We start from the raw sequence: 15,129 nt of genomic DNA, 5'->3' as shown, positions 1-15,129 counted from the left end.
CTCCCCATCTCCCCATCTCCCCATCTCCCCATCTCCCCATCTCCCCATCTCCCTACTCCCTACTCCCTACTCCCTACTTTCTTATGCAAGCTCCAAAGATTGATCAACGTAGCTATAAAGACATCGTTGCCTATACGGAAGCGTGCGCTAAGGCGTTCACAGAGTGGCGTCCTTTGGCAGATAACAAGCCGGATGGTGGTCGGTCACTAATTCGTATTTTTGGTCATCTGGCAACGATTGTCGGCGATCGCCTTAATCAAGTCCCGGATAAAAATTTCCTGGCCTTTCTGGATTTGATTGGCACTAGCATTGGACCACCCCAACCAGCGCGAGTACCCTTGACCTTTTATTTGGCAACTGGTAGCACAGAAGCCTTGGTTCCGGCTCAGACGGAGGTGGCAGCACCGCCCACAGAAGGAGAGGAAGAAGAGGTCATTTTCGAGACCGAGCGTGATTTAGTTTTGACCAATGTGCAGCTGCAAGCAGTGTTTGTGCGGGAACCGGAACAAGACCGCTATAGCGATCGCACACAGCAAGGGACGGGTCAAGAAAATGCTGCTTTTCTAACCTTTGCAGGGGATCAGCCCATTGAACATTCCCTCTATTTGGCTTGTGACCACCTGCTGACCTTACCTGAATCCAAAACGCTCACCCTAACCATTGACTCTCCTAATGCAGTTGGGTTAGCAGCAGTACCGATCACTTGGTCTTACTGGAATGGGGAGGTTTGGAAACCAATACTAGGAATTATTGAGGGCTTAGAGGTTGAAATTGGCTATGGTCAGGTTATCGTCCAACCTGGAAAGGCGATAGATTATCAAGGTCGAGAGATTAATCTCAGTGATAGAGACTCCTTGCCTTGGAGTCCTAATTCTAGTCAAACTAGGCTAGTGGTAATTTCCTACAGTGAATCAGAACCAGTCCTGGAACTAATTGCTGAGACGGATACTAGCAAGCCAGCTAATACTCATATCCGTTTGGCCCGTCTAGACATTGACGACCAGAACCAAATTAGCAAGTCCTTCCCAAGCTTGACCAACTCAGGTAACAGTCAGTGGCAGGTGTCCATTGAGAATCTGCCAGTCCCCAGTCAGGATAGTATTAATGGAATCAATGCTGCCTGGCTTAAAGCTCAGCTTACCAATACTCCTTTACCTCCACCTCAATCATTGCCTCAGGTCAATCACATTAGTGCCAGTGTGGAGATTCATGGCAGTGATATAGCACCAGACTTGTGCTTTTTCGATACCGATGAACTGGATCTGAGCAAAGATTTCTACCCCTTTGGTGAGGAACCTGGTTTCAACGATACCTTTTATTTCGCTAGTCAGGAAATTTTCTCTAAACCTGGAGCCGAGGTTACCGTTACTTTGGTTTTAAGTAGTGATGCTCCAGCCGTTAATACTAATGGGGGTGTGGAAGTCCGCTGGGAAGCCTGGAATGGTAGTAGTTGGGAGGTAGTTAAACATAATAGTTCTGGTCTGTCTGCTGCCAACTTCACGATTGGCGGTGCATTTACTTTCACTCTCCCTGACCAGATGGAATCCCAGCCAGTGAATGGGGAAAGTAATTATTGGCTTCGTGCTCGGATAATCAGGGGTAATTATGGTACTGAGGAAGCTACCGCAGAACAAACTACCAGTACCACACTCCAGCCATCTCGTGCCATTAGCACCACACTCACTCAAGCTGTTAGCAGTGGAGTCAATACCCTACGGCTCAGTAGTGCTAGTGGCTTTCAAGCTAATGACTCTATTCTGATTGGGGCAAACACTAGTCAACCGGAATATGCGGAAATTAGTAGTATTAGCTCTAATACTCTAACTCTGACCAATAGTATCAATTCTGACCATGCCAGTGGGGCCACAGTGGAACTTTTTGAACAAGAGGTCAGTAGTGGTATCAACATCATCAAGGTAGATAGTGTTAGAGGTTTTTTGCCTAGCGATCGCATCCGGATTGATCCAGGTACTAACAATCAGGAAGACTTGGAGATTGTTAGTATCAATTTCAACGAGAATACCCTCACCCTGACCAGCAACCTCACTGACTCTCATCCAGTGGAAACCAGTGTGGTACTCCTACCAGCCTCAGCTTTAGCGCCACCAGTGGTAAAATCCCTCACCCTAAGCTATACCTACAACTCAGGTGATTCCCCACTCTCAGCTTGCTTGACCTACAATGATTTCACCTATGTAGATTGCACCACTCACGCTAACCAGGATGGCTCCCCCTTTGAGCCTTTTACTCCCACTCCAGACCTCCGACCCACTCTTTATTTAGGCTTTGATGCCCCCTTTGCTAACCGCCCTGTCACGATCTATGCCCAGGTAGAACCACCAGTACCAGGAGAATTAGCCACAAGTCCGACGATTACTCAGAAAGCAGTAATCGTACCAGAATATGCTAGCCCTGACCGTTGGGTGCGTTTAGGTGTGGAAGTTGATGAAACCGCTGCCATGAGTCAACCAGGTTTAGTCCGGTTTATTGGACCAACTGACTTGACAAAGCAATCAGAATTTGGTAGGGAATTATATTGGCTGCGAATTCGCTGGCAATGGGGTGATTTTAGAGTGCCACCCCGACTACAGCAGTTGCTGCTTAATACAACTTGGGCAACCCAGGCAAGCACCATTGAGAATGAAATCCTTGGTTCGAGTAATGGGAATCCCGATCAGACCTTCTCCACCCTCCAATTTCCTGTGTTAGAGGGTCAACAACTAGAGGTCCGGGAAGAGGAAGAAACGGATCTACAAGAGGAGGTGTGGGTAGTTTGGCAAGAAGTATCAGATTTCTATGGTTCCGGACCGGAAGACCGTCACTATCTTCTCAATCACCTGACCGGAGAAGTAAGCTTTGGCAACAACCAACAGGGAAGGATACCTGCCCTAGGTAGCAACAATATCCGTATGGTTTACTACCGCACAGGTGGTGGTAAACAGGGTAACAAACCAGCTGAGACTATCACCGAACTCAAGACCACAGTGCCTTATGTCGATAGTGTCACTAACCTAGAAGCTGCCAGTGGTGGATCCAATCAGGAGTCTCTAGAGTGGGTTAAGGAACAAGGGCCGAAGACATTGCGCCATCGGTACAAAGCTGTAACTGCCGAAGACATTGAAGATTTGGTCTACCAAGCATCTACCGATGTAGCCAGGGCATGGGCAATTACTCCCAAATTTAACCCAAAAGACTTACAGTGGTTGCCAAACTACTACCTGCCGTTGGAGCAATCAGGGACGATCACGGTCAGTTTATGGTCCCAGGGTAATGATCCCCCAACCACCTATCAGCTACAGGTCAAGATTAATGGTCCAGGACAGACCATAGCCTATGAGGAAAAAATCTTTACCTCTGATCAATCTAGCGATCGCGAACTGAGTTACCCAGTCACACCCAGCCAATTCAGTCTTGGAACCGAATGGTACGTGACTATGGTCAACTTGGGCGATGTTAACGTTAGCGGTGATATCACCATCGAGTACCCTGATGGTTCTCTGACAGGAAATTTCAACCTACCGCCCAAGACCACAAGTGACCATGCTGACAATAGCCCTTATCTAGACAGAGACGATGTCGGTCAAGTGGAACTGATTATTATACCAGATTCTTCAGCACGGCAACCTACTCCCAGTCTTGCTTTGCTGGACTTAGTAGAGGAATACATCCTGGCTCGCTGTGCCCCCACCCTAGACCTGCGAGTCACAGGACCCTATTGGGTAGAAGTTACAGTCACAGCAGAGGTTGTACCCCTCTCCTTAGACCTTGCCGAAGCAGTTGTAATTGGGGTCAACGATGCCCTGAACCACTTTTTACATCCCCTGACTGGTGGAGTGGAAGGTCAAGGCTGGCCTTTTGGTCGTCAGCCCCATAAATCAGACCTGTATCGGTTAATCGAATCCGTTCCAGGTGTGAATTATGTTAAATCTCTCTCCATTGACCTAGGCAATATACCTGACGAACAAATGAACCGATTCCTCATTTATTCCGGTCAACATCAGATTAGTCTGGGTCAGGATTTTTGAGGGAGTAGGGAGTAGGGAGTAGGGAATAGGGAACAGGGAATCGGGAATCGGGAATCGGGAATCGGGAATCGGGAATCGGGAATCGGGAATCGGGAATAGTAGGAAAGAGGCCGTATCCAGAAAATTTTGTTAGTTAAATAGCCTCATTACCCTTGTACAGTAAACTTTCTGAGTTTTTTAACTTGAAATTTATCATAAAAGGTACGGAAAAACCATTTTTCTTGCGCTTACTCTGCCATCAACGTTACCTATCTCAACTACCCCCACTGGTTGACTGACAAAAGTTTACGAGCAAAGCCCTGAAACTCTCTATAGACAAGGGTTATAGGGCTGGCAGGAAATGCACTTGTGCATTGATCGTCTTGGGCTTCAGATTTTCAGCTTGATCATTTGCCTTCAAGCCTTGCCACTAAAGGGCTTCGCAGGGTTCGCTCGGATAGTGCTGAAACCCTTATTGAGCAGTCGATATGAAATGTTTTGTCAGTCAACCAGCTACCCCCCACACCTAAATCCTTACCATTCTGTAACTTTTTATGCTTCGAAGAAATGAAGTACGAAATGTGGCATCCTTCATAATTTTTGCTACCTTCATCCTTACTTAATAATTGATCTGTAATCCTTTATAATTACTTCATTTTAGAATTAATACTTCATAGGACTTGATTTTTTTGAGTCAATCAATTACTAGAATATCCAAAGAATAGAAAAAATAGGTGGCAAATGTAATTATGCCCCCATCCCTAAGATATCTGTCTTGGCGTTATTCATGGTACCCTTACTTGCAAATTGAGGTTGCCAGGTTAAACACGGTGCTTAAAACTCCCTAGAATCTTTATAATCTTTGGTTATCCCAAAACTTGATTATAGATATGGGTAACTCCAAATAGGAGCCTGTAGAGTTAATCACGTTTGAAATAATCTCCATGATTCTAGTGGGTGAAGTATGAATATTATCGTTCCAAAGTAAACCAATTATTCCTAGGACAAATGCATCTAAATTCTAGAAGCCTTACTAAAAACCTATGCAGCACTGCTAAATGCGAGCCAGTACGATCATGGGAGAACCCCCACTTGCGCTTTGCATCAAGAGGTGCGACCCGTGGCGAATTTAATTCGCCAACGGAAAGCGCACCTAACAAAAATTTCAAAATTCATATCCTATGAATTTCAGATCCAGTAGGCATTTCAAAATAAGATGTGTTTAACTTGCACTCCAAGGGAAATCCATCTATTTTTTTGAGTCGTCATATACATACTAATATAATGTTGTTTGAATTCAATAAACACTACATGTATAAAATATCGGGTATCTGGTCAACAAGTACAATAAGTCCAGGTTGATTGATAACTATACCCAGTTTATTGACAAAATGCGTTTGCCCTATACCCCAGGGTAAGCGCAAGAATCAATAACCCTAGGATTATTGATAAAAAAACCGCATTATTCTTAGCGAATTAACTCTATTAATGCGAGTAAAGTTCTAGGAGATTATAGGGATTTGGATGCACGATTAACCGATATCCAGGCAATGCAAATTATCAGCGATTTTTTCTTGCCCTTACCCTGTAAACTAGCACCGGGGAGTACCAGTAAATTATTAACACTAAAGAAATAGTAAAAATGAAAATCTCTAAGAAGGTGGGATTTCCTGCACTTGTCTTCGCCTGCTTGGCTTGGGTATCAATTAACGACAATGCTGCTAACGCTCAAGTGATAGATCGGTACTTTACGATTAATCCGATCCAAGTGTGCAATGACGCAGGGGCTAACTGTGCGCCGACACCCATTTTTCCAGATGAAGTGACGAAGATTTATCAACAGGCTGGGGTAGCCCCGGTATTTCTGCCGACAACTCAACTAAGCGATACCGATCTTCTCACCATGACAACTGGGATACGCGACATTGATCAAGCTGGAAATGGTCAACATCCTAATCCCACCACTATCAACACCTGGTTTGTACAGGATTTGGTGGAGCCGCGAGGAATCTTATATGGTCAAGCTTGGATTAATGCCAACGGCGTAGTAGTTGACGGAACCGCCGTCCAAAACTTTAATAGCGGTAACGGTCGCAGGGACACGTTAGCCCATGAAATTGGACACAACTTTGGTCTCGAGCACGATACTTTTGGAGCAGCCGCAGCCAATAATCTGATGACGGAGGGTGGCTCTCGCAGCGTGCCGAATGGACTGGCTAACATTTTTCCTGACGGTGCTAATCTGAGCCAACTGACGATGGCTCAGATCGATCAGATTCGTAGCAGCCCACTGCTCAATCAAGTACCTGAAGTTATGGTGGATACCAATGGTTCCACACCGTTTAATACTGATGATTTCTTTCTCGTCGATTTTATGGACGGACCTGCTGGGGTCTTTCTGACAAGTCTTACCATGGATCTCACGCCAGTTAACACCTTTTTTGATTCAGTCAACAACGCTCCGATTGGGGAATTCCCAGGCGGTGACAGCTCACCCTTTGCCCTGTCGAACCTGAGCGGGATCGACGCAGGTGACATTACCCTCGTTGGTGGCAATACTGCTCTGGATGGAGGCCAGCAGCTTACTCTGAACTTCGCGCCGAACTCGTTTACCGTAGGCGACTCGTTCAGATTCGGCATCGATATCGATCTTTTCTCCAATATAGATGGGTTTGGTGCAATGCCGGAGGAATTGATCGGGACTCTGTTCTCATTTACCTTCAGTGATGGCTTTGGCTCTCAGGCAGAAATAGAAAATGATCTCATAGCAAGCTCCATCGAGCCAATGAATATTTTGCCCTTCATTGGGCAACCTAGTGGAGGTCCTCAAATCCCACCGGGGAGAATCACTGACGATCCTGATCCAGAGCAAGTACCTGAATCACAGAATACAACCGCTCTATTGCTTATGGGGCTGGGCGGTCTCTGCTGTTACAGGAGAAAGCGTTCATAATAGAGTTAGGGGAGACCTATGCTCGGCGAGTAATTAGGCAAAATCCTAAACGAACTGCAATTAACCATTAAGTTCGATGCAGTTCGTTTTCTTACAGTGTAGTTTAATTGAAACGTAGTGAAGTGCTAATGCGATACTTCCTATTGATCTGCCAGATCGTTATTCTCGCAATATTGGTAGTAGCAGTTCCCAGAGGGTCATGGGCTCATCCAACTCAAATGATTCAGAAACAGAATATTACACCTAAAGATCTTATGGGTGAACCGGAAAATGCTCCCGATGTTGATCGAATCAGTTTACCACCTTTACAAACTGAGTTCTTTTCGCCACAAGGGGACTTCCGCTTCACTGTATCAACGCCAGACAAATGGAAGTCTACGCAAGGATACGGTAGATTGGTACGACTGATGGGTAATGTATCAGAGATAATCTGGGAAGATAAATTACCTCAAGAATACGGACCTCGCTACTTGTTAGTAGGCCAACAAGGAGAGGTGTTGATGCTCGATGAGTGGATTAATGTTAAAAGCAAGTATGCAATTGTGGTTTTGAATCCACAAAATGAATTGATTATCCAACATGATTTTGACAATGTTCAAGAGATATTGGATGTTCCAACTTCAGAGATTGTGCAAAGAGCTACCGGTGGAAGCTGGTGGCTCTCGGGACCCCCTAGTCTCGATGAATCTGGTTCGAAAGCTTACATACCGACTTCTGATCAAGTTCTGAAAGTAGATCTTCAGACAGGTCAGCTATCGCTTCTTAACTGTAGCGACCCGGTTATCTCGGATCAATTCCTACACAAAATCCGATAAGCTAATCACATCAGCATAGGCAAAACCCAAAGCATTCATAAACGCCCCATGTACATCTTGAGCGATAATCTTCTGATTGCCAAAAACCAGATCTCTAGTAGCACAGGCATCATGAACTACCTGACACTTAAAACCCAAATCAGCAGCAGCGCGAGTGGTAGCATCAATACACATGTGACTCATGGCACCGCAAATAACTAGCTGTTCAATGTCAGCTTGTTTGAGTTGATCCAGCAACGTAGTTTCCCGAAAGCTATTGGGATAATTTTTCGGGATTACAGTTTCACCAGGAAGGGGTTTAATACTCTCATGGATTTCAACTCCTTCAGTACCTCGGATAAAAAAGCCTGCATTAGAATCAGCTTCAAAAAAGTGCTGAATGTGAAACGTTGGCAACTTGTTTGACCGAAAATGCTCTAGTAAATGTTGAGAATTTTGACTAGCTAAATTCATACCCACTAGTTCCATAGAACCACCAGGAAAGTAGTCATTCTGAATATCTACTAGTATCAGTGCTGTCTTCATTGCTCTTCTGCGCCCCTGTTTTTACTTAACCCTTTTACATTATAACCCACATTCCGCTAACTAAGCTTGCAAAGGGCGTTGGTAAGCACTGCCCACCCTAGGATTAATAACAATGGTGCAAGATTTCTGTTCAACTTCCGAATAGGAAACAGGAATCTCCCCTATTCCTTTTGTTCTGTTCCTGGCCTAAACCCTGAATTTTTCGTTTCATTGGAATTCCCTGCACCCTGTATTCCATAGCTCACAATTTGGGAACTCTAGCTTTAGGACTGTATAAAGCCGTATAGCAGTTCTCAATTAGGTGAAGTACTTTCGTCTTAGGTTTTAGGGAGCTTGGGAGCAGGGAGTAGGGCTGGGTTCCTATTCCCTGTTCCCTGTTCCCTATTCCCTGTTCCCTAAAATTGTGTACCTCACCTTAAAAGCGATGTAAATCTTACCAGAGGAAATTAGCCCAAATGTCGGTTATCGATACAGATCAGGGTCGCAAGTTTATTACCACTGAACCGATCACAGAAAGTGAAGAAACAGGAAAACAAAGAGTGTGGGATGCCACTCGCAGTGCATTTTCAGAACGCAATTGTATTGGTTACTGGCGCTATCCTATTTTTTATAAAGTAGGGGAAATCTCTAAAGAGCCTGATATTTTAATTGCTGATCAAGACCTTGGTCTAGTAGTAATTGAAATCCAATCTATCACCATTGATCAAATCATTACTATTGATGGTGATCAGTGGCAACTCCAAAACTGTTCCACCACTGAAGCACATCCCTACCAACAAGCTGAACATCAGTTAAAAGCAATACTCGCCTTTTGCGATCGCGAACCTGCTATTTGGCGCAAAGTTACCGGTAGGGCGATGATTGCTCTTCCTCTAATTACTCAAGAACAATGGCAACACCACGGTTTTGACCAACTGCCAGACTGTCCTCCCATTATCTTCCAAGACCAACTCGGTAAAGTTGGCTTCCTAGAGTGTATTCAAGAAACTGAATCAGTGATACCAGGAGAAGACATAGATGATCAGCAGTGGAAGTTACTTTTAGCCGTGATCAGCGGAGCACCAATTTTCCGTAAACCTCTGCGTAGCCTAGTCTCTACCGAAGGCAAAACGCGCGCTAATGTTGTAGCCGCTTACTCCCAACAACTCTACGAATTAGATATGCAGCAGGAACACATTGGTAAAGAAATCCCTCCTGGGTTTCAGCGGCTGCGGGGGATTGCGGGGTCAGGAAAAACAGTGCTGCTATGCCAAAAAGCTGCTCATATGCACTTGAAGCACCCAGACTGGACGATTGGGTTAGTGTTTTTTAGTCGCACCCTCTACGACTTAATGATTGGGTTAGTGGATCGATGGCTGCGTCGTTTCAGCAATGGCGATATCCAGTATGACCACAAGACTAACCACAAACTGCGAGTGCTTCATGCTTGGGGTGCTAAGGATCAGCCTGGTTTGTACAGCACAATTTGCCAGTTAAATGGAGCTAGAGCCAAATCCGCTCGGGATACTCGGGAAAGACAGCCCAATCGTGGTTTAGCAGAACTTTGTAAACGGCTATCGGAAGAAATCAACATTGAACCCTGCTTTGATGCTATTTTAATTGATGAAGGACAAGACTTAGTTACTGAAGATTATTTAAAATTCCAGGGCAAACAAGCAATTTATTGGCTAGCTTATCAAGCCTTACGACCCGTTAACCCAGAACAGCCAGAACAACGGCGCTTAATCTGGGCTTATGACGAAGCTCAAAGCCTAGACACCTTAAAAATCCCTACCACAAAAGAACTGTTAGGTGAAAATCTCAGCCGACTTTTGTCACAAGGACCACAATACCCCGGTGGTATTAAAAAATCTGAAGTTATGCGGCGCTGTTACCGCACTCCTGGCTCAATTCTCACCGCTGCTCATGGGCTCGGAATGGGGTTGCTACGTCCTGAGGGCATGCTAACTGGAATTACCAGAAAGGAAGATTGGGAAAAAATTGGTTATGAAGTCAAAGGAAACTTTATTCCCGGTCAACAAATCACCATCCATCGTCCAAAAGAAAACTCCCCCAATCCCGTTCCTGAATTGTGGAGCGCACCAGTATTAGACTTTGAAACCTATGGCTCTCGTCAGGAAGAAATGAGTGCTTTGGCAGATAAGATTATGCATAATCTGGTTGATGATGACCTTAAAGCGAGTACAGAAATCTTAGTGCTAGTTTTAGGCTCCAGTTCTGAAGCAATTGAATTAGAAAATCATGTCGCTGTTGTTTTGATGGAGCAAGACATTGATATTTATATTCCCACAGCATTAGAGTTGAATGAACTAAAGCCTCAATGGCCCCACGTTGATCGCGATCGCTTCTGGAAAGATGGTGGGGTAACTATATCTCGTGTGCCCCGTGCTAAGGGTAATGAAGCCGATATGGTGTATGTGGTCGGTATTGATAATGTTGCCAGGAACGAGAGTGATGTGAGTTTGCGTAACCAGCTATTTGTAGCATTAACTAGGGCGCGGGGCTGGGCAAGTGTCAGTGGAGTGGGTGATTATCCCATGTATAGCGAAATCCGCCAGGTAATTGAAAGTGGCGATACCTTCACCTTTACCTACAAGCGACCTCTGAAGCGGGATATTGGTGACCTTGAAGAAGGTTAACCGTCACAACTGTTCAACTTCCGAATAGGGAACAGGAATCCTTAAGCTATCAGCTATCAGCTATCAGCTACCAGCTTTGGAATAAGCGATGCAGAGGTGCGACCCGTGGCGAATTTAATTCGCCTACGGAAAACGCACCATTACGGTCTTGGGAAGGCAGCGCGGTCTTGGGGGTTCCCCCCACTCGCTATTGCATCAAGACAACAAGTAAGCATTGGAATAATGCTGAGTTACCTCCCAGCGTCGTTCGCACAGCGTGGCCATTCGCGTAGCGTGGCCAAAGCCTGTGCCACAAGGCTGACGGCACCTCAAGTAGCGTGAGCTAAAAGCTGACGGCTGAATGCTTACCTAAAGGTTGCTCAATGATGGCGTAAGCTCGTGATTGCTCCTAAGGTTGATTAGGAATAGTGCTATCTTTGACCCAACTTGGTATTAAGAAATATCCCATGCGAATTTTACAAATCGTCCCGTCGATTTCCCTGGTATATGGTGGTCCGAGTCAAATGGTAAAGGGACTATCTCAGGCTCTGGCATCTCAAGGAGTAGCAATTACAGTACTAACTACTAACTCTAATGGGGATGCTGGTCAACCCCCTTTGGATGTACCCCTGGATCAACCAGTAGAACAGGATGGTTATCAGATCAGATACTTCCGTTGCTCTCCCTTTCGCCGCTATAAATTTTCTCTGGGCTTATTACGCTGGCTATGGCAACACGCCTCAGAATTTGACCTTGCCCATATCCATGCCTTGTTTTCCCCAGTCAGTACAGCAGCGGCTACCATCGCCCGAAAACGGGGATTACCCTACCTATTGCGTCCCTTAGGTACCCTTGACCCAGCGGATTTGCGGAAGAAACAACAGCTAAAGCGCATCTATGCCGCACTGTGGGAGAAACCGAATTTAGCTGGAGCAGCTGGTATACACTTTACCAGTCAACAGGAAGCTAAGATTTCGGAACGTTTTGGGACAGCATCCCCTGATATCGTGATTCCCTTAGGAGTAACGCCGCCAATCCAGCAACAACTCCAGCAACCACAAGGGAGAGCACGTACTGAATTAAAGATTCCCCATGACCAACCCTTAGTGTTGTTTATGTCTCGTATTGACCCGAAGAAGGGATTGAATTTACTTATGCCAGCTCTAGAGAAGCTATTAAACGAGGGATTCCAGTTTCACTTTGTCTTGGCGGGAACTAATCCTCAAGACCCAAATTATGAAAATACTATCATAGACCAGATCAAGGCTTCAACTCTATCATCAAATACTACCATTACTGGTTTCGTGACCGGTGACTTGAAAGCAGCATTGTTAAAGGATGCGGACGTATTTGTCCTGCCATCTTACTACGAAAACTTTGGGATTGCGGTAGCGGAAGCGATGGTGGCTGGGACAGCAGTGGTGATTTCTGACCAAGTCCATATTTGGGAAAACGTCAAAGATGCTGAAGCAGGATGGGTCAGTCCTTGCGAGGTTCAGGCTTTGACTAGACAGTTACGGGAAGCCCTTCAAAATCAGGATGAATGCCAACTGCGGGGAGTCAAGGCTCAGGACTATGCTTTAAAGCACTATAGTTGGAATGCGATCGCACAACAAATGATTCAGGTTTACCGTCAAATTAGTCATTAGTACCCCTACGGGTACTGTCAAATCCCCGATAAACCAAGCAAAATAGATGTATCAGCCAATTAGCTAAAACAAAAAAGAGCAATACACAAACGATACATGCAAATGGAACGTATTCAGGAAATTCCTACCTTTAAAGTTAATGGTTTTGCTGCTCTGGTAGGGATTATTGCGATCGCTAGTTTTGGTGTGTGGTTAGGTAAAGGTCTTGTGGGGTTTTCCAACTAAACAGGTAAGGGGTCTCCCGTTATACCCGCGCATGAAGCGCGGGAGACGGGGCGTATAAAGTGCGGACGCAGGTTCCGCACACAGCCCCTTGGGAATTACCTGACGGGGTATTCTGGCGCGTGGACATAACTCTTTAGTTGCTCAATCGTTACGCCGCCACAAGAGGCTACAAAATAATATCCTGTCGGTGAAAACCTTTTTGTCTGGTGTAAAACCGTTTTAAGTAATCAGAAAATCAGTAACGAATTAATCTACTAGTCACAGTCTTGATATTTGCTATTAGTTTAACTGGAGCGACTTTAGGGTTAAGGTCAACAAGTAAGTGAATGTGATCTTTCTCTCCGTTAAATTCTACTAGGTTACAGTCCCATTTAACACAAGTGTCAGAGCAAATTTGCTTTAACCTGTTCGCGCAGCGTCGGCCGTAGGCCACATCAAAATTTGTTATGATATGACTTATCGTCTGTACTTGGTTACTAGTACAATATGTACAGTAATACGATCAACCGACCTGTTCTCTCTTGTATAGTTGCCTTTCATGATTTTGCGATAAATATTGCAATAAAACCATGATACTCACTTATTGCTACCGAATCAAGCCAAACCCTGAACAAATCGCCATCATGGAAAAATGGCTTGAATTGTTGCGTCGTCATTGGAACTACGCTTTGGGACAACGACTTGATTGGCTTCATCGGACTCGTTGTCCGATTGACAGGTGCAGCTTGGTAAGTGAGCCGATTGGTGAAATTCCAGAAACGGTAAATTACTACACTCAACAGGCAGCTCTCAAAGAAACAAAACGACTATTTCCTGAATACAAAAAAATTTACGCAGAAACCCAACAGGTTAATTTACAACGTCTTAACAAGGCGTGGGATAGGTGGCGAAAACCTGATGCTAGCGGCAAACGTGGAGGTAGACCTCGGTTCAAGAAGGCTGGCGAACTTCGATCGCGCAGCGTGACCAAAGGTCAATCGTTTGTCTTTCCTAGAATTAACAGTCCTAAAGCCGGAGCGCATTTAATTGATGGGGTTTTAAAACTAAGCCGAATTGGTTCAATCCCTGTGGTGATGCATCGACCATTACCTGATGGATTTACTCTCAAGCAATGCTCTATAGTCAAAAAAGCTGACGGTTGGTATTGTTGCATCTCAATGAAGGATGACACCGTACCTGAAATATTGCCTATAAATTTGGTTAAATCTGCTGTTGGGATTGACGTTGGCTTAGAAAAATTTTTAACTACGTCTGACGGTGAAGCTGTACCTATTCCACAGTTCTATAGGAAGGCTCAAGACAGACTGGCATTAGCTCAAAAAGTAATGTCACGTCGTGTTAAAGGGTCTAGTAACTGGAAAAAAGCTAAAAATAAAGGCGCTTTATTACACCTTCATTTAGCCCGTTGTCGAAAAGAATTTCATTATCAGGTTGCTCATTGGCTGTGCAACAAATATGACTTAATAGCTTATGAAAACTTAAATATCAAAGGACTTGCACGAACTAATTTAGCAAAATCAATACATGATGCAGCCTGGGGAGCATTCTTGGAAATATTGCAAGCAGTGGCGGTCAAACGCGGTTTGTTAGTTCAGGAAGTTAACCCACGTGGCACAAGTATTGAGTGTTTCAACTGTGGCTCTAGGGTCGAAAAAAGTTTAGGCGATCGTGTTCATTGCTGTTCTAGCTGCCATGTCAAAATTGATCGTGATTGGAACAGTGGTATCAACATTTTGAATCGTGGATTATTGGCGGTTGGACTACCGCTTGATGGCTGTAGTAAATCGACACAGGATGTCGTTCGCGTAGCGTCGGCCTCCGCCGAGGAGCAGCAAGTCTCATACGTGAGTTTGAGAAGCCCACATCATAATCTTTGATTTGATGTGGGAGTAGTCACAGTGAGACTGCTATCCGTGGTTTAGCTAGTCGCTATCCCTACGATACTAATCAAGAAAACCTAGCCTCACTCAGAGGCAGCCCCGAAGAGATTGCAGCAGCTCTCAAGGAAGAGTTACAGGCTCGCTTGGAGGTGTCAGGTGTCGAGGTGATAGATAGTCGTATTTCCTATTTAGCCTACGCTCCGGAAATTGCCCAAGTGATGCTAAGGCGTCAGCAAGCACAAGCAATCATCGCAGCTCGTCAAGAAATTATCGAAGGTGCCTTAAGCATGGTGGAAATGTCCATCAAGCGGCTAAACGATCACCAAATTATCGAGCTAGACCAGGAAACAAAAGCAGCAATGATTAACAATTTGCTAGTGGTTTTGACGGCTGAGCAAAATATACAACCTGTGGTCAATACTGGTAGTCTTAAACTCTAAGCTATCAGCTATCAGCCATC

Annotated in this window: 9 protein-coding genes and 1 pseudogene; 8 read left to right on the top strand and 2 right to left on the bottom strand. The window is 45.0% G+C overall.

The window, feature by feature from the left end; all coding sequences use genetic code 11:
• Nucleotides 1-83 precede the first annotated feature (83 nt).
• The 3 genes from BJP37_RS41530 (at nt 84) to BJP37_RS25830 (ending at nt 7,772) form a co-directional block, all read left to right on the top strand.
• The gene (locus BJP37_RS41530; RefSeq protein ID WP_214607778.1) at nt 84-4,025 is read left to right on the top strand and encodes a baseplate J/gp47 family protein; all 3,942 of its coding nucleotides are present in this window, start codon (nt 84-86) and stop codon (nt 4,023-4,025) included.
• Nucleotides 4,026-5,646: 1,621 nt separating this feature from the next.
• The gene (locus BJP37_RS25835; RefSeq protein WP_075903114.1) at nt 5,647-6,957 is read left to right on the top strand and encodes a zinc-dependent metalloprotease family protein; all 1,311 of its coding nucleotides are present in this window, start codon (nt 5,647-5,649) and stop codon (nt 6,955-6,957) included.
• A 128-nt stretch (nt 6,958-7,085) separates the two neighbouring features.
• The gene (locus BJP37_RS25830; protein WP_198954183.1) at nt 7,086-7,772 is read left to right on the top strand and encodes a hypothetical protein; all 687 of its coding nucleotides are present in this window, start codon (nt 7,086-7,088) and stop codon (nt 7,770-7,772) included.
• Here the strand turns inward: BJP37_RS25830 and BJP37_RS25825 are convergent.
• Entirely contained in the window at nt 7,755-8,297 is a 543-nt protein-coding gene (locus BJP37_RS25825; RefSeq protein ID WP_075903110.1) for a cysteine hydrolase family protein, read from the bottom strand. The two genes, BJP37_RS25830 and BJP37_RS25825, sit on opposite strands and share 18 nt — an antisense overlap.
• Before the next feature lie 455 nt (nt 8,298-8,752).
• Between BJP37_RS25825 and BJP37_RS25820 the strand changes: the two genes are divergently transcribed.
• The 3 genes from BJP37_RS25820 to BJP37_RS43950 all read left to right on the top strand — a co-directional run bounded on the left by BJP37_RS25820 (nt 8,753) and on the right by BJP37_RS43950 (nt 12,789).
• Complete coding sequence (locus BJP37_RS25820) at nt 8,753-10,936, top strand: DEAD/DEAH box helicase (protein ID WP_075903108.1); 2,184 nt, start codon at nt 8,753-8,755, stop codon at nt 10,934-10,936.
• A 446-nt stretch (nt 10,937-11,382) separates the two neighbouring features.
• Nucleotides 11,383-12,564 carry a hormogonium polysaccharide biosynthesis glycosyltransferase HpsP gene (hpsP, locus tag BJP37_RS25815; RefSeq protein ID WP_075903106.1) on the top strand — a complete coding sequence of 394 codons (1,182 nt, stop codon included), beginning with the start codon at nt 11,383-11,385 and terminating at the stop codon, nt 12,562-12,564.
• A gap of 102 nt (nt 12,565-12,666) precedes the next feature.
• Complete coding sequence (locus BJP37_RS43950; protein WP_269087069.1) at nt 12,667-12,789, top strand: hypothetical protein; 123 nt, start codon at nt 12,667-12,669, stop codon at nt 12,787-12,789.
• A 235-nt stretch (nt 12,790-13,024) separates the two neighbouring features.
• On the opposite strand, the gene tnpA is transcribed toward BJP37_RS43950, so the two are convergent.
• On the bottom strand, nt 13,025-13,222 hold the full coding sequence (gene tnpA, locus BJP37_RS44720; RefSeq protein ID WP_158069781.1) for an IS200/IS605 family transposase: 198 nt from the start codon (nt 13,220-13,222) through the stop codon (nt 13,025-13,027).
• A gap of 136 nt (nt 13,223-13,358) precedes the next feature.
• Here tnpA and BJP37_RS25805 point away from each other — a divergent pair, with 136 nt between their 5' ends.
• Together BJP37_RS25805 and BJP37_RS25800 are read left to right on the top strand one after the other, a co-directional pair.
• The gene (locus tag BJP37_RS25805; protein WP_075903104.1) at nt 13,359-14,666 is read left to right on the top strand and encodes an RNA-guided endonuclease InsQ/TnpB family protein; all 1,308 of its coding nucleotides are present in this window, start codon (nt 13,359-13,361) and stop codon (nt 14,664-14,666) included.
• A 20-nt stretch (nt 14,667-14,686) separates the two neighbouring features.
• Nucleotides 14,687-15,109 (top strand): annotated as a pseudogene (locus BJP37_RS25800) (SPFH domain-containing protein); the annotation flags it as partial.
• Between the last annotated feature and the right edge of the window lie 20 nt (nt 15,110-15,129).

It is taken from the genome of Moorena bouillonii PNG (genome assembly GCF_001942495.1).
Taxonomy (GTDB): Bacteria; Cyanobacteriota; Cyanobacteriia; order Cyanobacteriales; family Coleofasciculaceae; genus Moorena; species Moorena bouillonii.
The sequence above is the reverse complement of the archived record's forward strand: the minus strand, read 5'-3'. Positions and strand labels throughout refer to the sequence as shown.